This window comes from Gottfriedia acidiceleris (genome assembly GCF_023115465.1).
Lineage (GTDB): Bacteria > Bacillota > Bacilli > Bacillales > Bacillaceae_G > Gottfriedia > Gottfriedia acidiceleris_B.
Genome location: NZ_CP096034.1, coordinates 4066402 through 4089130 on the forward strand (window position 1 = coordinate 4066402; position 22729 = coordinate 4089130).

Genomic DNA, 22729 nt, shown 5'->3' on the forward strand with positions numbered 1-22729 from the left:
TTACTTTGATAAAGAATGTATTCCTTCCGTTTGGACATAATAATCCAAAAACTTAAAGGAGAGTTTGGATGATGAATCATTCTGGAACAATGCAGTCAACATATAAGGTTTCTGGACTTGATGTTTATTATGAACTTTACGGATACCATAATAGCAATAAGCAAGATTCAAAAGTATTTGTATTAATTCACGGTTTTTTATCATCTTGCTTCAGTTTCCGAAGACTAATCCCTTTTATCTCAAAAGATCATGTTGTTGTCGTAATTGACCTACCCCCGTTTGGGAAAAGTGGAAAGCATTTAAATTTTAAATATTCGTATGATAACTTTGCGAATGTCGTTATCTCTCTTGTAAATCATTTAAATTTACAAAACATTTATTTAGTTGGACATTCTATGGGTGGGCAAATTGCTTTATATGTAACAAAGAAAGAACCGGAGCTTGTTAAAAAAGTGATTTTATTATGTAGTTCTGGTTATTTAGGAAGGGCAAATCCACATTTAATAATTTCATCTTATTTTCCTTTTTTCTATCTATATATTAAAAGGCATTTAGCTAAACAAGGTATTATGAATTCACTAATTTCAGTTGTTCATAATCAGAAGTTAATCGATGATGAGATGATAAACGGATACAAGGAACCTTTTTTACAAGATGAAATTTTTAGAGCATTAACAAAGATGATTCGTGATCGAGAAGGTGATTTAAGTCCTGAAGATTTACAAAATATATCTGTACCTACTCTATTAATTTGGGGTGAAAAAGATAAAGTTGTTCCATTAGAAGTAGGCGAAAGATTGCATCGTGATTTAAGGTACTCAACTTTATATACTTATCCAGAAGCAGGACACTTAATTCCTGAAGAAATTCCTGAACATATTTATGAACGTATTTCAAATTTTGTATAAGAAAAAGAGTCCTCAATCTGGACTCTTTTTCACATTTATTATATTTCAAATATCGGCAAAGTAATAATAACCTTCAAGCCTTTACCATCTATATTCATAAATTTTATCTTACCATTGTGTTGGTCAATAATATGTTTTACGATGGCAAGTCCTAATCCGGTTCCACCTTCGTTTCTAGATCTTGCTTTATCGACTCGATAAAATCTTTCTCCTAAATGAAGAATCTCTTTAGTGGGAATTCCCTTTCCTTCGTCTAAAATTTCTAATGTGACTTGTTTTTCTTGAAATAGTGTAATATAAATTGTTTTACCTGTAGGTGTGTAACGAATTGAGTTATCAAGTAAATTGTGGATAACCTGTTGAAAACGATCTGGGTCAACATTTGCGATAATCGTCTCATCTAAATTCTTTTGAATTTTAATATTACGTTTAATGAGGATTTGAGAATATGTTTCAATTGTATCTTCAATTAGCTGAGCAATTACGTTAGGTTCTTGACTAAGTGGAAATTGCTGACCATCTAATGTGGCCAAGTCAAGTAAATCTCTAACTAACCTTTGCATCCGACTAGCCTCTTTCTGAATGATACCAACATATTTTAGTTGTTGTTCTTGTTTTATTACACCATCTAAAATTGCTTCACTATATCCCTTAACATAACTTAATGGCGTTCTTAATTCATGCGAAACATTGGCTAAAAACTCTTTTCTATTTTCATCTTCTTTTTGTAAAGAATCAGACATTGAGTTAAACGCAGTAGCTAGTTTTCCTATTTCATCACCACTATTATAGTGTATACGTTCGGTGTAATCACCATTTGCCATTTTATAAGATATTTGCTCCATTCTGGATAAAGGCTTAATCATTTGTTTTATTATACTTCTACCAATTAAAAGAATAATGAAAGCAAATAACAATGTACTAATCGTAAAGATCCATTTTGATTGTTGGATCAATTCTGTAACACTCCGTAAAGGTAAGTGTAAATAAATAATTCCTTCCAGTTTTTCTTTTTTTACAACTGGAACAACAACACCAATTATTTGATGCTTAAATCTTTTTTCAAATCCTGTTTTCGTAATCACTTTTCCTTTTAATAAAGTTTCACGATCATCTTCAGTAATGAAAGATTCGTGGCTTACATTATAGGGAATACATGCACTTAAATCTCTAGGATTACTAATAAATAAAACATTAGCATTTGAAACAGCATCAAATTTTGAAACAAATTCTGAAAAGTCATTAACATTATTCGTTTTATGATAATGTTTTACTAAACTTGTACCTTCTTGGATTAAAGTGGAACGAACATATGAAACATATAATTGCTTATATGCAAATTGAAACATTAAAAAGAAAAAGATTGTTGTACAAATTACGATTAAACAAATCGTTAACCAAAGCTTTTGTAAAAACGATAACGAATAGAGTAATTTCCTCATCCGTTTATCCCAAATTTATACCCTACACCCCAAACAGTAGAAATATAATCTGCATCCTGTCCTAATTTAATTCTTAATGTTTTAATATGTGTATCAACTGTTCTGGCTGTACCAAAATAATCGAAACCCCAAACCCTTTCTAAAATTTGTTCGCGGCTAAAAACGTGGTCTTGGTGCTTACAGAAGAAGAGGAGCAAATCATATTCTTTTAAAGTAAGTGATAAAGGTTTGTCCGATACAAAAGCATTCCTAGACTTTTCATTTATTTTGATTTTGCCAATCTGTAAAACGGGCACATCCGAATTTTTCGTTCTTCTTAAAACTGCATCTACTCTTGCAATTAATTCTCCAGGACTAAATGGTTTTACGATATAATCATCCGCTCCCATTTTTAATCCATTTACCTTGTCCCACTCTTCACCTTTTGCTGTTAAGAAAATAACAGGTACATTTGAAGTTTCTCTAATCTTTTTACAGAGGGTCCACCCATCCATTATCGGCATCATTATATCTAAAATTAATAAATCATAGTTTGATTGACTTATTTTTGATAATGCGCTCTCACCATTGTTTGCCTCGTCCCAACTATATCCACTATTTTCTAAATACATTCCAACCAATTGGCAAATTTCTTGTTCATCATCAACAATTAATATCTTTCTTTCAATCATGACGAATGCCCTCTCTTAACAATAATTGAAAAGGTCCTCTTCCTACTGCAACTTCTTTTTCAATTTTCATCGTTGTCGTATTTATTTGGTATAACTTGTTTAAATCATAGCTAGCTGCATACGCGTTATGTTTAAAACCAATAGCCGCATATGGATTTGATCCAACTTCAATAAACGTGGTCTGATTAACTATATTCGGATTTAGCTTATAAATTTGATTTGTTCCATGAGCGATCGTAAACAATCCATCTTCATTTTGAAAAAACGAAATAGGCATTAATGGCGTATGAAGAGACTTTTGTTGCTTACCAGTAATAGTTGAATATACTTTTACGTCCTCATTTTCCACTTCGCCATTTCCGTGTCCCCCAACAAATAGTTCAGATGAATCTTTGTTTAGTATTAAACCTACCGATGTGTACGGTACTTCGATCGTTTGTTCAGTTTTAAAACGCTCCAAGTTAATACCAATCACTTTTCTTTCGTTAAACAAGCTAACATATAATCTATGATGATTCGTATCTTCTACCATCGAAATTGGATTTCTACCTATTTTAATTTTTTTAAGAACCTTACCCTTCTGATTAAAAAATGTAATATTATTCTTCTTTCCATTCGTTACAGCAATCACCCGATTACTTTTTAAAGAAATTATATTAGTAATACCAGTACCAGCATTCCAACTATCGACATGGTCCCCTGTTGAAAGATGATAAATATCTATGTTGGGATTTGCTGGATGATATACGGCAATATCTTCTCCGTTTTGTACTAATACTGCTCCACTTACATCTCTATTTAAATTCCAATCTGTTACTTTATGTAAGTTATCTAAATTTAGGAACGTTAAACTTCCCACTTTTTTATTTACTGTAATAAGGACATTTTCCGAATCCTGAATACGTGATAGATTATTTGGCACACAGCCATTACAAAACAAGAAGAGTATAATCGTGCTGAAGATCGAAATCTTTCTCAAAATATTCACCCCCATAAAAGCGATATCAGTCAGCTTTTATATAAAAGAGGCTATCCTTCTATTCATCAAAGATAGGATAGCCTTTGTTATTATTTAATTTACCGTAACTTCTTTTTCAGTATGGTCATGTAGTCCTTCTTTCTCAACATGAACCTTTACTGTACTTGTTCCTTTTTCTTTAAAAGTATACTTAACTTCATATTCACCTGGTGCAACTTCTTTTGCATCAGTATAGTCATGCTTTCCTTGCTCATCTTTCCATGTTTCAATTCGCACGTTCGCTTTTTCAAGCGGTTTTCCATCATTCGTCATAAGATGAATCGTAAAGAGATTTTCTTTATTTGCATCAATATTTTCAGTGCCCATCAAATGAATCATTACATCGCCATGATGATCGTCTCCACTGTGAGTTTCATGCTCACTCTTTACATTATTACTATTACTAGTTGAGTTACTAGTTTGAACTTTAAAATCCTTTTTAGGCATTGAATGTTGATCCCTAGCAGTAACATGGGCAATTACATAATAATCTCCTGGATCAGTAAATTTGTATGTAGCTGAATAAATACCATCTTCACCATTTTTTGCATCAAGCATGGCAATACTATCTTCACCATTTTTACCAATTTCAAATTGAACTTCATCAGCATCAGAAACAGCTTTATTATTTTGACTAACTTCAGCACGTATTGTAATTTCTTTATTTAAATTAATATCGGATGTCGGCAAAAGTATATTTACATCAACTGGTTTTTCGACTACTGGTTCCTTCTTCTTGTCATTAGAACATCCTGCAGTAATCATAATGCTTACAATTAAAATACTTAATAATCTTTTCATATGTATTACCTCCTAAGATTCTGCTAAATTGAAACAGATCTTAAATTTTAGATTGATAAAGTTAATGTATTTTACGTGCTTTGTTGATCGAATTCGAATTAATCATGTAGCTAATAAATACACAAAAATAAATTTATCACAAAAATGTGATAAAAATGTGATGTAAATTAAAAAAAGAGACCTTCCTTTGTAAGTCCCCATTTTGAATTATTTTATTCACGTAATGATTTTTTTTCTTTTGATTCCATTAATTCTGTTATACGCTTTTCTTCTTTCAGCGATGCCTTTTTAATTAAGTAAAAAGTAATAAATGCACCAATCATAAAAATGATTAATGAAATAACGGCAGGTATATACTCTGTTTTATCTTCAGGAAAATATAAAAACTCCATCATAGTCCCATCACTCCCACTGCCAATTATACAAAGTATTCTATAATAATCAAAGTAAAATGAGGTATAGGTCAAAAGATTTTTCATTGATCATTATGTATTGTGTTGTTGATTTCCACTACGGGATGCTTGCTTACCATGTGGCATGAGCTGAGCCTCCTCGTTTATGCAGGGGCTCACCCTTCCTGCATCTCCCATAGGAGTGGAGCATCTCTTCTTTCCAATCATTCTCTTTATAACAAAGTAATATTTTAAAAATTAAAATCAAAAATCAGATGTTCTAGTGATTCTTTATTTTTTTAATCAAATAATAAGTGAAAATCAAGTACGAATTAACATCAAGCAATCATGAAAACATTTAAATTTGCACCTATAAAAAATAGTGAATTAGTACCTAAACTGCTAGATTCCTCTTTCAACAAAATAAAAACCAACTGATTTAAAATCAATTGGTTTTTAGTATGAAGATATTTTTTTCTTTAGTAATGAGAAATCAATTAAGTCTCCTAAAGTCGCTGGTGCAGGTTTTTTCATGTATTGCTTATCTTTTTCTACTAATTTATAAATATGATATGTTGTTAATGCATCGTCTAGTGCTTTGTGGTGATTTCCAGTTCCATCTTTTCCATACTCTTTCATTGCGTTCCAAAGGCCAGTTTGATTTTGGTTACCGAAGAAGGTTTTATACTCTAGACATAAGTCTCTTACTTCCCCATGAATTGGGAATGAAATATTCGCAGCCTCGCAATTATGTTTTAATACTCTCATATCCATATTGCCCCAAGTAATTACCGTGGTTCTATAGTTTTTTGTCGCTTCATTTAATATTTCTCCAAGTTCCTTTAATTGTATTCCATGATCTACATCTTCTTGAGAAATATTTAGAAACCTTTTGCATCTTGAGGATAACGTTGGAAATTGCAGTGGTTTAACAAATGAAGAATATGTTTGATTAATCTCATCATTAATGACACTTACAAAACCAACTTCAATGATTTCCGGAAAAAATTTAATTCCTTTTGATTTTCCATCGGGCATTGTAAATTCAAAATCAATAAACAGAAACTGCTCTTTCATTTCCTCACCTCCAGAAAAATAAATTTTCTGATTTTTACTTATTGTCTTATATGATTAACGAATATTCAAGTAAGACAAATTTACTATTTTCAACTTTATTCCTTATTTTATTAATACAACCAATTTGTGTAAAAAATAACATAAGATACCCATCAAGATGAAAAATCGTGTTAAAATAATATCGTTCGTTTAATTATTTCATTGAACGAATTAAAAAATAGAAAGTATATAGAGGGCTATTATGAAAAAAATTATTGGATTTATTATTATTATAATAAGCTTTCTTGTCTTTTATTTCACATCTCAGCAAGCTATGATGGCGTATGAGACCTCAAAACATATTCCCAAAAAGAAGGTAGAAGAACTACCTGTTGTTTCTTTATCACAGAACAGTGTTTTTTATGATCGAAATAATAATCCTTTTTATATTCCTGCTTCTGGTGATAATAGAATTAATTTAAAAAGCGGTGATATTCCGCAACTAGTAAAAGATATCTTTATTTCTACCGAAGATCGATATTTTTATTCACATAAGGGTATTGATTTATTTGGAGTTGCTAGGGCATTTATGGTGAATGTTTCGAATAGTGGAATAGAACAGGGAGCTAGTACAATTACACAGCAACTTGCAAGAAACTTATATTTAACTCAAGCACGTACAGTCGAACGCAAAATAAAAGAGATTCAAATCTCTTTACAACTTGAAAAGCAATATTCTAAAGATGAAATTTTAGAAATGTACATTAATACAATCTATTTTGCAAATCGAAACTATGGAATCGAAGCTGCAAGTAAAGCATACTTTAGCAAATCGGTAAAAGATTTGAGTATTGCTCAAACAGCTTTCGTATGTACAATTCCAAATAACCCAACTTTATATGATCCTTTGAGAAACTTTAATAATGCTAAAAAGCGTCAAGAAAGAATTTTAGGTATACTTAGAGATCAGGGAAAAATAACTGAACAACAGTATACTGCTGCCATGAAAGAAAAAATTACGCTAAAGAAAGATAGTAAAACACAGGAATATCCTGATTACTATTCTTACGTAGATTCTGAGCTAAAGAGTATTTTAGCTGGTAAAAAAGGAAAATTTAATACTAGCAAGCTATCAGCAGCACAACAAACTGAATTAAAAAAATTAAAAACAGTTCAAGAGAGAGCATTATATTTACAAAATCAAGGCTTAAAAGTCTATACAAGCTTAAGTCCTTCAGTACAACAAGCGACAGTTAACGCAGTTAATCGAGGAACGCTTTCAACAAATACACAGGGCGCAGCAGTTGTAATAAGAAATGATACACATGAAATTATTGCTATTTCTGGTGGAAGAAACTATGAACCTCACAATCTAAATCGAGCATTCCAATCATATAGACAGCCAGGTTCAACCATTAAACCATTACTAGTTTATGCACCATATATCGAAACCTTTGGTGCTACACCAGATACAAAAGTAAACGCAGATAACTACTGTAAAGGCACATATTGTCCTAAAAATGATAGTAAAAAAGAATACGGGGATGTAACTATACGTACTGCTATGCAAAACTCATATAATACGGCTGCAGTTCGATTATATGAGCAACTTACACCACGCATAGGTTATTCATACTTAGATAAGTTTGGGTTTAGAACAATTACAAATGAAGACCGTGTAGAGCTAGGTCGTGCTCTTGGTGGCTTCAATGTCGGTATGTCACCATTAGAAATGACAGATGCATACTCTACATTTGGAAACAATGGAGTATTTTATGAAAATACAGCTATTAAAAAAATCACGTTAAGAGATGGTACCGTATTATACGATAATGAACCTAAAGCAATTCGTGTTTACAATCCATCAACGAACGAAACTATGAGAAGCATGTTAAACTCTGTCGTAAAAGATGGTACTGCTAAACATATCTATATGCCGTTAAACTATATTGGCGGTAAAACAGGTACAACTAACGATAATACGAATCTATGGTTCATGGGATTAACTTCAAATTATACAATTGGTACGTGGATTGGTAACGATAAACAAAGAATTCCAATTCCTAAAAACTATTCTTATCCACCTACTCAACGCATATGGCAAAATATCGTTGTGAATGGCCAATTATATTAATCTATAAACAAAAAAGTAGCACTTTTGAGAAACTCAAAAGTGCTACTTTTTTTAAAATGGCATTGAAGTTTTAAATTTAGCTAAAACTGTAAATGCGCCATATACAACTCCGCTTCCTACTAATCCCCAAATAATTAATTGGATCATTATAAAACCAATGACTCCTATAATTGTATAGTTAGATCTTTGCTTTATTAAAAATAGAATATAAAATGCAATTACTGATACTAGTAAAATAATAGCAATATACACTAAAGATTTATTTAAAAAGATAGCAATTAATCCACCTATTAAAAAGACAAAAGAATATTTCTTGGTTGCTAATAAGTCTACTCCTTCATTGTCCTTTGAGAATAGTAATAGCGCAAATTGCCAGATCATATCAGAAATTAATTTGAATCCACTCAAAACTAAATAGAAAAGAAATGCTATACCTAGAAATGTAAGAATTCTAATTTCCTTCTCTGGAAGTAGATCTGTAAGTGGTTGTAGAATACCAGATACTGATAAAAAGTTTATAGTCATTTGAAAGAAGTTTAATGTAATGGCGACCGTAAACATAATAATTGATAAAAGTGCATTAAAGCCTGTGTAATATATATTTTTCATCGAATGTCTCCTTTCTTCTCTATCTCAAGAAATTTCTAATTCATTAAAAATTCTTATATAGAGGATGTCTCACTTATCTTCGAAATCTTATATACACAACTTAATTATTTTACCATAAGTTTAAGATAAAATTGATGAGTTTCTATTTTTTCTTTTTAGAAATAATCATTTTAAATTGTATTTTAATATTTAAGAAACCTGACAGTTCCATTTACCAAGTGTCATTAATTTGATATCCTTGGTCATAAAAAAACTGCTAAATTACAATTGTAATTTAACAGCCCTTTGTATTAATTTCGTTTATCTTTAATCGCAACTGTACATCTCGAGATACAAACTAACTGCTCATCCTCGGAGTAAATTTTTATATCCCAAACCATTGTCGTTTTTCCTGTATGTACTGCTGTTCCGATTGCTGTTACGACACCGTCACGAACAGAACGTAAATGATTTGCGTTTATTTCAAGACCAAAAGCAAGTTGATTCTCTTGATCAATCATCGAAAACGTTCCTACACTCGCAACTGTTTCAGCTAAAGCAACTGAAGCACCACCGTGTAAATAACCAAACGGTTGATGTACTTTTTCCGTTACCTCCATTTTCATCACTACTTTGCCTTCTTCAACAGACTCTATCGTCATGCCTAAAGCATGCATTAAGGTCATTTTCTCTTCCATTATGCTTCCACCTCTCCATAAAGCTTCACTTTAAACAACTCTGTTTTCGTCTTACTTGTTTGAACAAAAGATTATGTTTAACAATTTTTATTATAAAATTTTACTTATTTTAAATTCGAGATAATGAAAAGATTTTCCTTTTATTCAAAACAAATCCTTTTAACGTTTTAAACCCCTTGCTATTAATGCAAGGGGCATGTTTTTATAATACACCATCAAATCGCTTTTCTGCATATTCTTTTAAACTACTCATTTGTTTTACTACAATTCGTTTTGTAAACCAACTGAATATGAAGCCCGTCATTTTAGCCACTACTGAAGACATTTCCAAGCTACATTCATAATCTAATCGGGTTTGATTTGATTCAACAGAAAAAAAGCGATAGACCGCATCGGCTGTAAAATTAGTATGCTTTAATCGAATACCTAATTCTTTTGGCGGGCTATAAGAAATGATTTCACCATCATATTCTCGAATTTCCCCATCTTCTTCTAGCTTTTGCTTAAACTTATGACCAACTGGTTTTTCTCTGTTAAAATTTTCGTCATATTTATTCTCTATAAAACCTTCCATCCACTTTTTTATATGCTCATCCGAATCAACAACTTCAAAAACAGCTTCGATTGGTGCATTAATGGTTAAGCTATAATTTATTTTTTCCATAATCTATTCTCCAATTTGATTCTTTGATTGCTGTCTAAATACTTGTAATGAGTTTTGTTCATTCAATTCTTTGAGATCTGATTCTGTAAATCTTCCTGACCCTTGCTTTATTATATAAACAGTCAATTTCTTCTTTCCCCAATGCTCAAATACATCTCCAACAGTTTGAAAGTATAAATCCAAATGATTTCCTTTTACTGCTGCACCTTTATCTGCTACTACTCCATATCCATAGCCAGGAATAAATAATACCGTTCCTATCGGAAAAACGTTTAAGTCGGCTGCAATGGTTGAAAATAGATCCCTCTTTACTTCCACACCTGAGTAAGTAATTCCGTATGAATGATCTTTAGGACTTTTTCCTGTTGATTCTCTTCCCGCTGTATAACCTGTTGCAGTAACTGTTACTTTTTTATAGTTATTCCAATTCGTATTATGTTCGATGTTTTTTGCCATCGTAATCATTATGCTCTCATTTGTGATCGTTTTATTTTCTTCAGCAAATACTTTATTGATTGCAATTGAATCACTAAACCAGCCTTTTATAGTAGCGACTTGAATATTTGCAAGAATTTTTAAAGAAGAAAACAATGCAATAATGAATAAAATAGATAAAATAACACGTCTAAATAATTTTTTATTTATACCCAATGAATCATTTCACTCCTTTTCATCTTTTCATCTTTCCCTAAAACAAAAAAAATATAAAAAAAACTTTCTCATTCATGAGAAAGTTAAAAGTTAGAACATTTGATATCCATTTTTTCTTAATGAAAGGATTACTACTCCTGACATAATTGCCCCTACTAAACCAGCTGTTAAAATAACAATATCACCAGTTCCTACTGCCATTAAGTTTGTTTTTAATGTCTCAAAAGCTACAGTAGTATTAGTAAAATATTTTACCGTACTAATCTTGTCCACAATCATAACGATTAATAGTGGATAGATTATTACCATGAACCAAGTTGTTCGAAAAAGCATATTTGCAAGGAAACCGATTCCAAAAGCTAATACGAAAAATAACAAAATTGAAATTAGTAAAACTGGAATACTCATCACCATATAAAAAACACCCCACATTTTTTCTATATACAGTGTAAAACCTTCTTGTCCTATCGTCAATTTTAAAAAAATTCAAATTATTTAAAAATTATTTAATGAAGTGATAGGTTGTATATTGGAATTGATCTCCTGGGTTTAAACCTTTAACTACATTCATTGGTCTATTCGGAGGATTTTCAATTAAGTATTTAATTAGTAATGAAGATGTAGGATCCTTTAGTAGCTCTTCTTCAGAAATAAAACGTGCATCTGATAACTCTTCTTCTTGAATAGAGATTGTTGTAGCATCTGCCTGTAATAAGAAAATTAACATATTATCACTAATTTCTTCCCGAATAACGCCAGTCCTAACACCTATTAAACCGATTAAGGTTGCATTTACGCCTGTTTCCTCTTTAATCTCTCTTAAAACTGCTTGGTCAACAGTTTCATCTTGTTTTACAAAACCAGCTGGTAAAGACCATAAACCTTTTAAGCCACTATATTTTTTCTTTACAACTAACCATCTTCCGTTAGAGTCTTTCACTAAACCAGCTACCCCTAGCCATACATTGCTTCTTTTACTCATCTATTATGACCACCTTTACGATAGAGAAAACTCGTCAATTGGCGAGCTTTAGGTGAAGACAGAGGCGTAGTTGCTTGCACTTATACTTAATCCCTAAAATGGGCAACTACGTCAATAATTCTTCACCGCTGTCAATTTATTCTAACTTAATTTACAAAGAAAAAGCTCGACTTAAGTCGAGCTGATCTGCTTATAGAAAGTTTAATTTACCTTTTTTAAGAACTAACATTGGTCCGCCAAGTAGGAATAAGTAACGGTTATCAATTACTTTCTTCATAAATGAAGCTTTCCAACCAGTTAATTTTTTACCGTAAACTACACCAATTGCATCATCATGTCCTAATGAACATACTGTCCCTTTAATGTCTGGTGTAAACTCTTCAAGTTCACCTTTTCCACGAACTAATACAGCTAAGTTGTGTGCAACATTAAATCCTTGTTGAATTGCTATTTGTGCTGTTGGTGGGTATGGACGGTTACTAGATTCGTCAATTAATAAAGCAGAATCACCCACGATAAATACGTCATCATATCCTGGAACACGCATATCTTTTGTAACTTTCACACGTCCACGCATAGCTTCGAAGCCAGCTTGCTCTACTAATGCATTACCACGTACACCTGCAGCCCAAACAACTGTTGCAGAGTTGATTTTCTCTTCTACATCACCTTTAGCAACGATGATTCCATCTTCAGTACATTCTTTAATAGCTGTACCAATTTTGAATTCTACGCCTTTTTTCTCTAATTGAGATACTGCATAGTCAACTAATTCAGGATCAAAACCTGGTAATACCATTGGAGCAGCCTCTACACAAATAATACGAACTAAATTACGATCGATATCATATTCCTTGCATAATTCTGGCACACGGTTTGCAAGTTCTCCAACAAATTCAATACCAGTAAATCCAGCACCACCTACAATAATTGTTAATAACTCGTCGCGCTTTTCAGCTGGTGTGTTGTAATATTTAGAAAAGCTATAATCAATATGCTCACGAATTTGACGAGCAGCATTGATGCTTGCAATTGAGAATGCATGTTCTTTTAAACCTTTAATTCCAAATGTTTCTGACTCAAAACCAAGTCCAACTACTAAATAATCATAGTTTAATTCACCGTTAGAAAGAATGACTTTCTTTTCTTCTGGTTTAATTTGAGTAACAGTATCTTGGATAAAGTTAACCTTACTTGGGTTAATCACGTCTTTAATGTCAAGGCGTGTACGGTCATGATGTAATGTACCTGCCGCATTTTCATGTAACCAAGTCGTTTGGTAGTGGTAACTATTTTTATTTACTAATGTAATGTCCGCTTCATTTGCAGATAATGTTTTTTGAAGTCGAGTTGCAGTAATAATTCCACCGTACCCAGCTCCAATGATTACAATCTTAGGCTTATTCATGATATACATACCATCCTTTTAAATTATATTAAGTACCTACAATTTGCCGTAATATCTCTAAATTTATAACTAAGCTCAATAGTGAGCAATCTAGTTCATTATAAAATTAGTACATAAGTGAGCAAACAATTGAATAGGGATATTTGTCTAAATATTTCGTAATAATTGTCACAAAATGTTAACAATTAGCCTATAACAATATTAAAGTTTTTTGTGTAAGATTTCAAGCATAAATCTAATCGGTAGAATTCTCGAAATATTAAGTTAAATTAGTTATATTTTGATCCACACCTCAGTTTATCGGCATAAAATATGATATTATTCTATTAAAGATGACATGCATTTATACATGAGGGGGATATTCCGTTTATGAAAGACGAAAAAGTATATGATATTACGATAATTGGTGGAGGACCAATTGGTTTATTCACTGCTTTTTATGGTGGAATGCGACAAGCTAGTGTAAAAATCATAGAAAGCCTTCCACAGCTTGGTGGTCAATTATCTGCACTTTACCCTGAAAAATACATATATGATGTAGCTGGTTTCCCAAAAGTACGCGCTCAAGAGTTAATTGATAACTTAAAAGAGCAAATGAAAAAATTTAATCCTACCGTATGTTTAGAGCAGTCAGTTCAAACGATTACTAAAGGTGAAGACGGAGTATTCCATTTAGTTTGTAATGATGGTTTTGAGCATTATACAAAAGCTATTATCATCACTGCAGGTAATGGTGCATTCCAACCACGTAAACTTGAAATCGCTGGTTCTGAAAAATTTGAAAAAGCAAACCTACATTACTTCGTAGATGATATGAATAAATTTGCTGGTAAACGAGTTGTTGTTTTCGGTGGCGGAGATTCTGCTGTAGACTGGTCATTAATGCTTGAACCAATCACTGAAAAAGTAACATTAGTTCACCGTCGTGATAAATTTAGAGCTCATGAGCATAGCGTTGAAAACTTAATGAACTCTAAAGTAGAAGTAACAACTCCTTGGGTTCCTGTTGGAATCGTTGGTGAAAAGCGTATTGAAAAAGTTGTACTTCAAAATGCAAAAACTGAAGAGCGCATTGAAATTGAAATTGATGATGTGATCGTTAACTATGGTTTTGTTTCGTCTTTAGGACCAATTAAAAACTGGGGCCTAAACATTGAAAAGAATAACATTGTTGTTAACTCACGCATGGAAACAAATATTCCAGGTATTTATGCTGCTGGCGATATTTGTACATATGATGGAAAAGTTAAGCTAATTGCTTCTGGTTTTGGTGAAGCACCAACAGCAATCAACCATGCTAAAACTTATATTGATCCAACTGCGAAAGTACAACCAGGTCATAGTTCTTCAATGTTCTAAAATATAAAATTTAAATCATAATGACTGGCTTTTAATAGGCAGTCTTTTTTAACCTCACTTGTGATACATTGAACAATGTACAGCATAATTCGTGAACCATTTCACAACCAACTTCTTAAGAAACCATTTCAAATTTTTATCTACACTATATAATAGTACACAACTTCAAAAAAGATTCAATAATTTACCCTGAATTTGTAAAAATATTAACAATTAAGAATTTTGCCTAGTTTGTATAATAGAAAAAATAGGATACAAAAGTATCCTATTCATTTTTTATTCAGTGATTAAGTTTGGCTCAATTAGCACTCTTCAGGTGTACCAGCATTCGTAGCTGTTCTAAAGCTTGAACCACATCCACATGATGCGATTGCATTCGGATTTTCGATTGTAAATCCTCCACCTAGTAATGACTCTTTGAAATCAATTACAACTCCTTTTAAAATTGGAGCACTTTCATTATCAATTAAAAACTTAATGCCATGATATTCTAATTCTGTGTCATCATCATTTTTTTGTGGATCGAAACCAAGTCCATATGAAAGTCCAGAGCAACCTCCACCTTTTACTCCCAAGCGAACAAAAGTGTTTTGATCTTCTTCGTTTTCAATCATTTCTTTAATTTTTAAACCTGCTTGTTCAGTAACTGTAATCATTTATTTCACTCCTCTTTGAGTATAGTATATGCCTTCTGTTATTGTAACTGCTGGGCCTTTCATCCATACATCCCCATCAGTGGACCAAGTAATTTGTAAATCTCCACCTTGCAGGTGAACAGTTATCGGTTCATCTCGTTTATATTTACCTTCTTGTATCATAGCGACTGCTGCAGCACAAGCTCCTGTTCCACAGGCTTGCGTTACACCAGAACCTCGCTCCCATACAACGAAATTTATCTCATTATGCGGCAAACATTCGATAAATTCAACATTTACGCTTTCCGGAAATAAATTATGCTTTTCAACAATTGGACCTAAAGTAGTTAATGGTGCCTTTTTTATATCAGTTACTTCAAAAACAGCATGAGGATTTCCCATCGAAACCGCTGAAAATTCATAGCTTTTTTCTTCATATAAAATTCTATCCTTAGCATATTCCTGGTCATTACCGATCATTGGGATTTGTGATCTTTGGAATATTGGTTTCCCCATATTTACTGTTACTTGATTAACAATATTATTTTCAACATGAACTGTTGCTTCAACAATTGTACTGATTGTTTCAATCTTAAATGAAGTATTATTTGCAATTCCATGTTCATATGCATATTTAGCTACACATCTTAGACCATTACCACAATTTTTAGCTTCTGACCCATCATTATTAAATACTCGCATTTTTACATCTGCAACTTCTGATGGACAGATTAATATCATTCCATCACTACCAATACCTGTATTAATATTTGAAACTTCAACTGCAAGTTTAGAAAGCTCTTCTTCTCTTAAATTTTCTTCAAACATATTTACATAAATATAGTTATTTCCTAATCCATGCATTTTTGTATAACGAAAAGAATTCATTTACATGACTCCTTACTTTTTTTATTAATACAAGTATAAAATTTAAATGAATTGAGCACAATAAGAACATCCCCCGTTTCTCGATATAGAAACATTTTAAGAGCTTCACTTAGGTGAATGCTCATTTTTTTTGCATTTATTTTGCTTTATAATTAAAAACAGTGTACGTAATAAAAATAATATTGGTTAATGTAATTAATCTAAAGGATAGTAATTTTCCCATATGTGAATTGTTTAAATTAGGGAATGATCGAGGGATGTTAAACGGTTTGAGGAAGAATAAACTATTGTTAAAATAGCTCAAAAAACAGAAAAAGCACTGTTAATTATTAACAGCGCTTCTTATATTAACATATTTTCTTCTAAGAAAATATAAATATTATCTACTAGCTCGGTTGCCGTTTCTCCAGTAACTACTTCCCCTTCAACTAGTGCAAAAAGTGATAGACTACATTTTCCACAATATCCAAGGCAGCCATATTCTAGTATGTCTAGATTTGGATCACGTTCAAGCTGTTCTAAAGCTTTTTGTGCACCGTCTGATAGATTTTTTATACAAAATTCGACTAATGGTCTCACTATTTTTCACTCCTTGCTCCTCATAAAGTTACTCTTTTTTTTTAAAAACGTCAATCCTTTTGAGAATAAATGGAATGAGCTTTATTTTACCGAGTTAGGCGTTGTTATTTTAACATAAAATATATATAATATAATTGTCGAAAAATAGAAAAATTTTTTCATTCAACGCTAATAAAACAAAAGGGGAACATCAACTATGAAAAACCTCGTATTACTAGGTGCCGGATATGGAAATATTCGTGCTTTGTCACGTCTATTAACATCTGATTTACCTGAGGATGTTCATATCACATTGATTGATCGAAATTCTTTTCATTGCTTTAAAACTGAGTATTATGCATTAGTTGCAGGTACGGTTCCAGAGCAACACATTAGAATACCATTACCAACTCATGAGAAATTAAAGGTTGTATATGGAGATATTACTACAATTGATACGGCAAACAAGAAAGTAGAATTAAGCAATGGAAAATCAGTTTCTTATGATGATTTAATTATCGGTTTAGGTTGTGAGGATAAATACCATAATGTACCTGGTGCACCGGAACATACTTATAGTATTCAAACAATTGAAAAAACAAGAAACGCTTATGAAAATGTAAATAGTCTACCTCCTAATTCAGTAATCGGTGTTGTAGGTGCTGGTTTAAGTGGAGTAGAAGTAGCTAGTGAATTAAGAGAAAGTAGAAGCGATTTACAAATTTTACTTTTTGACCGTGGAAGCCGAATTTTATCAATGTTTCCAGAAAAACTTAGTTATTATGTACAAAACTGGTTTATTGAGCACGATGTAAAAATTGTCAGCAATTCAAACATTACAAAGGTTGAGAAAAATACTTTATTTAACCATGATGATGAAATTCATTGTGACGCTGTTATTTGGACAGCGGGAATTCAACCAGTTGAAGTTGTCCGCAATTTAGACGTAGAAAAAGACAATACAGGAAGAATCATAGTAACGAAATATCATCACATACCAAACGATGAGCACGTTTATGTAGTAGGAGATTGTGCATCATTACCATATGCACCTTCTGCACAGCTTGCGGAAGCTCAAGCAGAACAAATCGTTATGGTTTTACAAAAAAAATGGAAAGGTGAAGACCTTCCAGAAGAAATGCCTAAAATTAAATTAAAAGGTATTATGGGCTCATTAGGTAAAAAACATGGTTTTGGACTATTCAATGAACGCCCACTAATCGGACGTGTTCCAAGATTAATTAAGTCTGGAATTTTATGGATGTATAAATACCACAATGGTTGATTAACAAATCTTTTTAGCTATACTTATATGCTAAATCGCCCCTTAACATAATTGCTAAGGGGCTTTTTTTATTCTGTTTTATCAGATTTAATAACTTCTTTTACACTTTCAACCATCCCTAAAAGCTTTGTAGCGTCTGTCGGAATAACAAGTTTTGATGCATGACCGTAAGCTACTTTTTCTAAAGCTTCCATTGAACGTAATTGAACCATTTCTTTAGTTGGCTCTGCATTTCTCCAAACATCTAACACAAGTTGTTCCCCTCTAGCTTTCGCTTCAGCAAGTTTAATGATTGCTTCCGCTTCCCCTTCCGCGCGTAAAACTTGAGAATCTTTATCTCCTCGAGCTTTTTCAACTTGACTTAAACGTTCCCCTTCTGCTTCAAGAATTTTTGATTGCTTTTCCCCTTCTGCTTTCAGGATTTTTGATTCTTTTTCACCTTGTGCATTTAAAACTTTTTCACGACGTGTACGTTCTGCTTGCATTTGTCTTTCCATCGCATTTTGTATATCAATTGGTGGAATAATATTTCGGATTTCTACACGATTAACCTTCATTCCCCATTTATCTGTTGCTTGGTCAAGAATTGCACGGAGTTTATTATTAACTGTATCACGACTGGTTAACGTTTCATCTAAATCTAATTCCCCTATTAAGTTACGTAAAGTAGTTGCAGTCAAATTGGAAATCGCAGAAAGAGGATTAGCAATTTCGTATTCATGACGCACAACATCAGTTACTTGATAAAAGACAACTGAGTCAACTTGGATACTAACATTATCTTTTGTAATCATTGATTGTGGTGGAAAGTCTACCACAGTCTCACGCAATGTTTTTTTACTAGCCACACGTTCAACAAATGGCATTACAACGTGGATTCCACTCTCTAATTTACGATGGAATTTCCCTAATCGTTCTACTAGATATACTTCAGATTGTCTAACAATACGAATACTGGATAATAAAAGTAACACAACAAATAAAACAATAATACCTATAATAATTGGACCAACCATAGAACTTACATCAGACATAGCACTTCTCCTCAATTAGTTATTTTTCACGTATAAAGTTGCACCTTCTATTTTTGTTACAATTACCTTTTGATTTAAAGTTAATGGTTCAGTAGAACGGATTGTCCATTCGTCACCATAAACTTTAGTCGTGCCTAGTGTAACATCATTTATTTCAACAGAGGCTACTGCGACCTCTTTACCAACTAATGCATATACTCCATTTTCGATCGTTTTATGCTGGTGGATTCTTTTTGCAAATTTCTTGGTACTAAGCCACAAAATTAATGCACTAATAACAAAAACAATAAAAGTAAAGGTGTTTGATCCTGTTAAATAATTGACAACTGATGCTAGAATACTCGCAATACCAATCCATAAGAATACAAATGTTAACGAAAACATTTCGATAATAATTAATAAAACTCCAATTACAAATAAACTGATTGCAACCATTCCACCCCTCCTCCCAATTATATATATATGCCAAAAATTGTAATTTATTTGTTTTACACTTCTATTCTATCATGTAAATCTTCCGCATTTTACATAAAATAGTGAAATATATTAAAACATTTTAATTTTTTTGGATAAGAATCATTTTCAATATGAACCCTACAAAAAACAATTTGTAATCAATAAAAAAACCCTTACATTTTTGTAAGGGCATGCTGTCGAAAAACTATCTTGTCAATTAATTATCAAATTTTCGTAAAAGGAGTAGAGTGATATTGATTTCCATTACAGGATGCTCGCTTTCCATGGGGCGAGATTCTTTAGCCTCCTCGGCAAGCCGAGGCCACTGAAAAACAGTCAATTTTATTTACTGTAATCTATATATGATCTAAAAAAGGCGATTTTTCGTTCAGAATTGAACGGAAAATCGCCTTTTCCTTTATACATTTTTATTTTTCTTCCTTCATTAAGGTCAGTATTCGTTTTAAATTAACTGCGAATATGGCCATTGCCCCTTGCATTTCCATGCCTAATAGACCCGTGGAATTTGCTACATTGTACCCGTGTCTGTGTTTTAATTCACTATTTTTTGCTTCAATTTTATAGCGTTCTTTTGATTTCTCTTTGAAATATTCGCTTTCTTGAAATTGTGCATGCTCTTTGTGTTCAGTTGATTTAATTGTTACACTATATGATTTACTTTTGGCACCTTCTTTGTAACATCCATCTTTAAAGGGACATTTTTTACATTTTTCAATATCAAAGTAATACATATCTCGCGGATTTTTTTTCTGATTTTTTCTTTCTTGTCTTCTTTTTCGGATTGCCATATGACCTGCCTTGCAAACGTACATACCCGCATCCTTATTATATTGAAATTCATCTTCTTTTTTACGTGTTCCATGTGTAATCGTTGGGTTTAATTTCGAAACTAATTTTAATTCATTTTCATTTACGTATTGAAGATTATCAATCTCTGAATAAGCTGTATCACCAATGACTGTATCAATTTCCATTCCTGTTTCACAACTTTTTTCAATCAATGTTTGTAGGTACTTTCCATCATTTTTTTCACCAGTAGTAACCAATGCAGCTGTAATAAGACGCTCTTCGTTCATCGCAATATGTGTTTTATAACCAAAGAATGAGGTATCAGCTGATTTGTGACCAGTTTTTGCGTCAGGATCATGTGAAAATTCTAGGTTGCCCTCGTAATCTTCTACAATTTCTTTTAGATAGTTTAGTTTTTCTTTGACTTTTGGATATTCACGGATTGATTCTTCTTTTTCCACAGATTGGATGACTTTTTGACTATATTTAATTTCATCGATTAAATCATTCGTTGTTGGCTTTTGTGGGAATTTTCCTCTCATTCCCTCATTGATTTGATAAACAGCTTTTCGAAGAAGCTTTGACTTTTCCATTAAAAATTCTTTTGGTGATTTTTGATTATATCGCGATCTTGTATGAGTTGCATCAACTATAATGGAAGTACTTTTAATTAGTTCTTTTTCAAGTGCGATTTCGACTGTTTTATTGATCAACATGTCTAATAATTCAACATCTTTTAAACGAAGCTTACGAAATTTCGTTAAAGAACTTGAATTGATCACTGATTCTTCCGGAGCCATATCAAGAAAATATTTAAAAGACATATCATACTTTGATCGTTCAACAACATCAACATCTGATAAATCAAAGATCGATTTTAGTAACAAATATTTGAACATACGAATAGGCGGCACTGCATTCCGGCCGTTATCAAGGCAATATTTATTTTTTAATTCTTCTAAAACAAACGTAAAATCTACTAATTCATTTATTTGACGAAGTATATTATCTTTCGGAACAATTAAATCGTATAAAGCCATGAAAGGACTGAGAGTAAAAGATTCTTGATTTGAGATCATTCGATACACCACCGTTACTTGATACAACAATTATACAAGAAAAAAGTGAAGGCTTCCTCGATGAAATCGAGAAAGCCTTCACTTTTTTTAATCACAAGGACTTTTTCAGTGGCCTCGGCAAGCCTGCGGGGTCTCAGCCTTCCCGCTAATCCCATAGGAGTCGAGCATCCCTCCATTCCAATCAACTTATTCATCAAAAAATGTCTGCGATAAACCCTAATCAAATAGCCTTTACTTAGAGTAATCTAACTGTTGTATTTTAATCAGATTGTAGATAATTAATATTGAACAGTTATTAAACTAAACGATCGAATTTGTTTTCTAAAAAAAGCTCATAATATTTTTAACTTCTAAAAAAATCATTTCTAGCGTTATTGAAATAATGAAATTGATCAAACCTATTAACATTTATAACCATTAAAAGATCATTCAAAAAATGCTAATTTTATCATTATTAAATGTTCACTTAAAGTTCACTTAAAGTCCGTTTTCCCTATTGACGACTTTATATTTCAACACTCTGCCCTTACATTTTTTTTGTAAGGGGTTTTCATACATTATAGTTCAATAGCGTTATAAACATCTTTTAATTTTGGATTACCTTCACCAACAACATTTCCATTTACTAATACTACTGGATAGAAAAATTCATCATTTCTAACTCGTTCAGCGAAATCTTCTTTTTCATTATTCTCTACATTAAATATATCAATGTATTGAAAATCAAAGGCTAAGTCAGGATATTTTCTTTGAAGTGCAGCTTGAAGCCATTCAAAAGTTTCAATTGATGATGGCATTCCTACACAACTTGCACATATTACTTCAGCTCCAAAAACTTCCACTAAAATTTTATTACTCATTTTCTCCTCCTAGCATACAATAAGGGTGTGTCCGAAAATAATTTCAAACACACAAAGTACTCTGTAATAGATTTTTTCCTCTTAACTGATTATAATAAAATTAGTGAAAGGAGTCGATATGAATGGACATGAAAGAACAAGTACAAGAAGTTTTAGATAAATTAAGACCGTTTTTACTAAGAGATGGTGGAGACGTTGATTTAGTTGATATTGAGGATGGTATTGTTAAACTGCGCCTTTTAGGTGCATGTGGCAGCTGCCCAAGTTCAACTATTACATTAAAAGCTGGTATTGAGCGAGCTTTATTAGAAGAAGTACCTGGTGTAATTGAGGTTGAGCAAGTATTCTAATA

At 32.1% G+C, this 22729-nt stretch carries 25 protein-coding genes; 5 read left to right on the forward strand and 20 right to left on the reverse strand.

Annotated features, from left to right (window positions below; genetic code table 11):
* Positions 1 to 71: 71 nt before the first annotated feature.
* Positions 72 to 908 carry an alpha/beta fold hydrolase gene (locus tag MY490_RS19265; protein ID WP_432707095.1) on the forward strand — a complete coding sequence of 279 codons (837 nt, stop codon included), beginning with the start codon at positions 72 to 74 and terminating at the stop codon, positions 906 to 908.
* A gap of 38 nt (positions 909 to 946) precedes the next feature.
* Here MY490_RS19265 and MY490_RS19270 read toward each other — a convergent pair whose 3' ends face one another.
* The 6 genes from MY490_RS19270 to kapD all read right to left on the reverse strand — a co-directional run bounded on the left by MY490_RS19270 (position 947) and on the right by kapD (position 6309).
* Positions 947 to 2350: a sensor histidine kinase gene (locus tag MY490_RS19270; RefSeq protein WP_248267107.1), complete on the reverse strand. Its 1404-nt coding sequence runs from the start codon at positions 2348 to 2350 to the stop codon at positions 947 to 949.
* Complete coding sequence (locus MY490_RS19275; protein ID WP_248267108.1) at positions 2347 to 3021, reverse strand: response regulator transcription factor; 675 nt, start codon at positions 3019 to 3021, stop codon at positions 2347 to 2349. The genes MY490_RS19270 and MY490_RS19275 overlap by 4 nt, the downstream gene beginning before the upstream one ends.
* Positions 3014 to 4000: a YncE family protein gene (locus tag MY490_RS19280; RefSeq protein ID WP_248267109.1), complete on the reverse strand. Its 987-nt coding sequence runs from the start codon at positions 3998 to 4000 to the stop codon at positions 3014 to 3016. Before MY490_RS19280 ends, MY490_RS19275 begins: the two co-directional genes overlap by 8 nt.
* A gap of 93 nt (positions 4001 to 4093) precedes the next feature.
* Positions 4094 to 4840, reverse strand: a complete 747-nt coding sequence (locus MY490_RS19285) for a FixH family protein (protein WP_248267110.1) — start codon at positions 4838 to 4840, stop codon at positions 4094 to 4096.
* A gap of 212 nt (positions 4841 to 5052) precedes the next feature.
* Positions 5053 to 5235, reverse strand: coding sequence for a hypothetical protein (locus MY490_RS19290; protein WP_069034802.1), 183 nt, complete (start codon positions 5233 to 5235; stop codon positions 5053 to 5055).
* 453 nt (positions 5236 to 5688) lie between these two features.
* Positions 5689 to 6309, reverse strand: coding sequence for a 3'-5' exonuclease KapD (gene kapD, locus MY490_RS19295; RefSeq protein WP_248267111.1), 621 nt, complete (start codon positions 6307 to 6309; stop codon positions 5689 to 5691).
* Between the two features lie 241 nt (positions 6310 to 6550).
* Between kapD and MY490_RS19300 the strand changes: the two genes are divergently transcribed.
* A complete protein-coding gene (locus MY490_RS19300; RefSeq protein WP_248267112.1) occupies positions 6551 to 8422 on the forward strand; it encodes a transglycosylase domain-containing protein in 1872 nt (623 codons plus the stop codon).
* Positions 8423 to 8473: 51 nt separating this feature from the next.
* Here the strand turns inward: MY490_RS19300 and MY490_RS19305 are convergent, their stop codons facing one another.
* From MY490_RS19305 to MY490_RS19335, 7 genes are all read right to left on the reverse strand, one after another.
* Positions 8474 to 9031 carry a DUF5366 family protein gene (locus MY490_RS19305; RefSeq protein WP_248267113.1) on the reverse strand — a complete coding sequence of 186 codons (558 nt, stop codon included), beginning with the start codon at positions 9029 to 9031 and terminating at the stop codon, positions 8474 to 8476.
* A gap of 290 nt (positions 9032 to 9321) precedes the next feature.
* Positions 9322 to 9708, reverse strand: a complete 387-nt coding sequence (locus MY490_RS19310; RefSeq protein ID WP_025671788.1) for a PaaI family thioesterase — start codon at positions 9706 to 9708, stop codon at positions 9322 to 9324.
* A 202-nt stretch (positions 9709 to 9910) separates the two neighbouring features.
* On the reverse strand, positions 9911 to 10372 hold the full coding sequence (locus MY490_RS19315) for an SRPBCC family protein (RefSeq protein WP_248267114.1): 462 nt from the start codon (positions 10370 to 10372) through the stop codon (positions 9911 to 9913).
* Positions 10373 to 10375: 3 nt separating this feature from the next.
* Positions 10376 to 11023 carry a 3D domain-containing protein gene (locus MY490_RS19320; RefSeq protein WP_248267115.1) on the reverse strand — a complete coding sequence of 216 codons (648 nt, stop codon included), beginning with the start codon at positions 11021 to 11023 and terminating at the stop codon, positions 10376 to 10378.
* A gap of 90 nt (positions 11024 to 11113) precedes the next feature.
* On the reverse strand, positions 11114 to 11431 hold the full coding sequence (locus tag MY490_RS19325; protein WP_248269430.1) for a YuiB family protein: 318 nt from the start codon (positions 11429 to 11431) through the stop codon (positions 11114 to 11116).
* Between the two features lie 94 nt (positions 11432 to 11525).
* Complete coding sequence (locus MY490_RS19330) at positions 11526 to 12005, reverse strand: NUDIX domain-containing protein (protein ID WP_248267116.1); 480 nt, start codon at positions 12003 to 12005, stop codon at positions 11526 to 11528.
* Between the two features lie 190 nt (positions 12006 to 12195).
* Positions 12196 to 13413: an NAD(P)/FAD-dependent oxidoreductase gene (locus MY490_RS19335; RefSeq protein WP_248267117.1), complete on the reverse strand. Its 1218-nt coding sequence runs from the start codon at positions 13411 to 13413 to the stop codon at positions 12196 to 12198.
* A gap of 369 nt (positions 13414 to 13782) precedes the next feature.
* Between MY490_RS19335 and MY490_RS19340 the strand changes: the two genes are divergently transcribed.
* Positions 13783 to 14772: an NAD(P)/FAD-dependent oxidoreductase gene (locus tag MY490_RS19340; RefSeq protein WP_248267118.1), complete on the forward strand. Its 990-nt coding sequence runs from the start codon at positions 13783 to 13785 to the stop codon at positions 14770 to 14772.
* 302 nt (positions 14773 to 15074) lie between these two features.
* On the opposite strand, the gene MY490_RS19345 is transcribed toward MY490_RS19340, so the two are convergent.
* From MY490_RS19345 to MY490_RS19355, 3 genes are all read right to left on the reverse strand, one after another.
* Positions 15075 to 15428, reverse strand: coding sequence for a HesB/IscA family protein (locus MY490_RS19345; protein WP_098565754.1), 354 nt, complete (start codon positions 15426 to 15428; stop codon positions 15075 to 15077).
* Positions 15429 to 16295, reverse strand: a complete 867-nt coding sequence (gene dapF, locus MY490_RS19350) for a diaminopimelate epimerase (protein WP_248267119.1) — start codon at positions 16293 to 16295, stop codon at positions 15429 to 15431.
* 342 nt (positions 16296 to 16637) lie between these two features.
* Positions 16638 to 16874: a YuzB family protein gene (locus MY490_RS19355; protein ID WP_216853911.1), complete on the reverse strand. Its 237-nt coding sequence runs from the start codon at positions 16872 to 16874 to the stop codon at positions 16638 to 16640.
* Between the two features lie 196 nt (positions 16875 to 17070).
* Between MY490_RS19355 and MY490_RS19360 the strand changes: the two genes are divergently transcribed.
* Positions 17071 to 18138: an NAD(P)/FAD-dependent oxidoreductase gene (locus MY490_RS19360; RefSeq protein WP_248267120.1), complete on the forward strand. Its 1068-nt coding sequence runs from the start codon at positions 17071 to 17073 to the stop codon at positions 18136 to 18138.
* A gap of 68 nt (positions 18139 to 18206) precedes the next feature.
* Here MY490_RS19360 and MY490_RS19365 read toward each other — a convergent pair whose 3' ends face one another.
* The 4 genes from MY490_RS19365 to MY490_RS19380 all read right to left on the reverse strand — a co-directional run bounded on the left by MY490_RS19365 (position 18207) and on the right by MY490_RS19380 (position 22377).
* Positions 18207 to 19172, reverse strand: coding sequence for an SPFH domain-containing protein (locus MY490_RS19365; RefSeq protein WP_205753817.1), 966 nt, complete (start codon positions 19170 to 19172; stop codon positions 18207 to 18209).
* Between the two features lie 15 nt (positions 19173 to 19187).
* The gene (locus tag MY490_RS19370; protein WP_248267121.1) at positions 19188 to 19607 is read right to left on the reverse strand and encodes an NfeD family protein; all 420 of its coding nucleotides are present in this window, start codon (positions 19605 to 19607) and stop codon (positions 19188 to 19190) included.
* Positions 19608 to 20056: 449 nt separating this feature from the next.
* Positions 20057 to 21517, reverse strand: a complete 1461-nt coding sequence (locus MY490_RS19375; RefSeq protein WP_248267122.1) for an IS1182 family transposase — start codon at positions 21515 to 21517, stop codon at positions 20057 to 20059.
* A 557-nt stretch (positions 21518 to 22074) separates the two neighbouring features.
* On the reverse strand, positions 22075 to 22377 hold the full coding sequence (locus tag MY490_RS19380) for a DUF1462 family protein (RefSeq protein ID WP_049819759.1): 303 nt from the start codon (positions 22375 to 22377) through the stop codon (positions 22075 to 22077).
* Positions 22378 to 22499: 122 nt separating this feature from the next.
* On the opposite strand from MY490_RS19380, the gene MY490_RS19385 reads away from it, so the two are divergent.
* A complete protein-coding gene (locus MY490_RS19385) occupies positions 22500 to 22727 on the forward strand; it encodes a NifU family protein (protein WP_025671774.1) in 228 nt (75 codons plus the stop codon).
* The last annotated feature ends 2 nt before the right edge of the window (positions 22728 to 22729 follow it).

Bases quoted from the DNA above. Each gene is read 5' to 3' on its own strand.
- MY490_RS19265 (WP_432707095.1), top strand. From the start codon at position 72: ATGAATCATTCTGGAACAATGCAGTCAACATATAAGGTTTCTGGACTT.
- MY490_RS19270 (WP_248267107.1), bottom strand. From the start codon at position 2,350: ATGAGGAAATTACTCTATTCGTTATCGTTTTTACAAAAGCTTTGGTTA.
- MY490_RS19275 (WP_248267108.1), bottom strand. From the start codon at position 3,021: ATGATTGAAAGAAAGATATTAATTGTTGATGATGAACAAGAAATTTGC.
- MY490_RS19285 (WP_248267110.1), bottom strand. From the start codon at position 4,840: ATGAAAAGATTATTAAGTATTTTAATTGTAAGCATTATGATTACTGCA.
- MY490_RS19290 (WP_069034802.1), bottom strand. From the start codon at position 5,235: ATGATGGAGTTTTTATATTTTCCTGAAGATAAAACAGAGTATATACCT.
- kapD (WP_248267111.1), bottom strand. From the start codon at position 6,309: ATGAAAGAGCAGTTTCTGTTTATTGATTTTGAATTTACAATGCCCGAT.
- MY490_RS19300 (WP_248267112.1), top strand. From the start codon at position 6,551: ATGAAAAAAATTATTGGATTTATTATTATTATAATAAGCTTTCTTGTC.
- MY490_RS19305 (WP_248267113.1), bottom strand. From the start codon at position 9,031: ATGAAAAATATATATTACACAGGCTTTAATGCACTTTTATCAATTATT.
- MY490_RS19310 (WP_025671788.1), bottom strand. From the start codon at position 9,708: ATGGAAGAGAAAATGACCTTAATGCATGCTTTAGGCATGACGATAGAG.
- MY490_RS19315 (WP_248267114.1), bottom strand. From the start codon at position 10,372: ATGGAAAAAATAAATTATAGCTTAACCATTAATGCACCAATCGAAGCT.
- MY490_RS19325 (WP_248269430.1), bottom strand. From the start codon at position 11,431: ATGAGTATTCCAGTTTTACTAATTTCAATTTTGTTATTTTTCGTATTA.
- MY490_RS19330 (WP_248267116.1), bottom strand. From the start codon at position 12,005: ATGAGTAAAAGAAGCAATGTATGGCTAGGGGTAGCTGGTTTAGTGAAA.
- MY490_RS19335 (WP_248267117.1), bottom strand. From the start codon at position 13,413: ATGAATAAGCCTAAGATTGTAATCATTGGAGCTGGGTACGGTGGAATT.
- MY490_RS19340 (WP_248267118.1), top strand. From the start codon at position 13,783: ATGAAAGACGAAAAAGTATATGATATTACGATAATTGGTGGAGGACCA.
- MY490_RS19345 (WP_098565754.1), bottom strand. From the start codon at position 15,428: ATGATTACAGTTACTGAACAAGCAGGTTTAAAAATTAAAGAAATGATT.
- dapF (WP_248267119.1), bottom strand. From the start codon at position 16,295: ATGAATTCTTTTCGTTATACAAAAATGCATGGATTAGGAAATAACTAT.
- MY490_RS19360 (WP_248267120.1), top strand. From the start codon at position 17,071: ATGAAAAACCTCGTATTACTAGGTGCCGGATATGGAAATATTCGTGCT.
- MY490_RS19365 (WP_205753817.1), bottom strand. From the start codon at position 19,172: ATGTCTGATGTAAGTTCTATGGTTGGTCCAATTATTATAGGTATTATT.
- MY490_RS19370 (WP_248267121.1), bottom strand. From the start codon at position 19,607: ATGGTTGCAATCAGTTTATTTGTAATTGGAGTTTTATTAATTATTATC.
- MY490_RS19375 (WP_248267122.1), bottom strand. From the start codon at position 21,517: ATGATCTCAAATCAAGAATCTTTTACTCTCAGTCCTTTCATGGCTTTA.
- MY490_RS19380 (WP_049819759.1), bottom strand. From the start codon at position 22,377: ATGAGTAATAAAATTTTAGTGGAAGTTTTTGGAGCTGAAGTAATATGT.
- MY490_RS19385 (WP_025671774.1), top strand. From the start codon at position 22,500: ATGGACATGAAAGAACAAGTACAAGAAGTTTTAGATAAATTAAGACCG.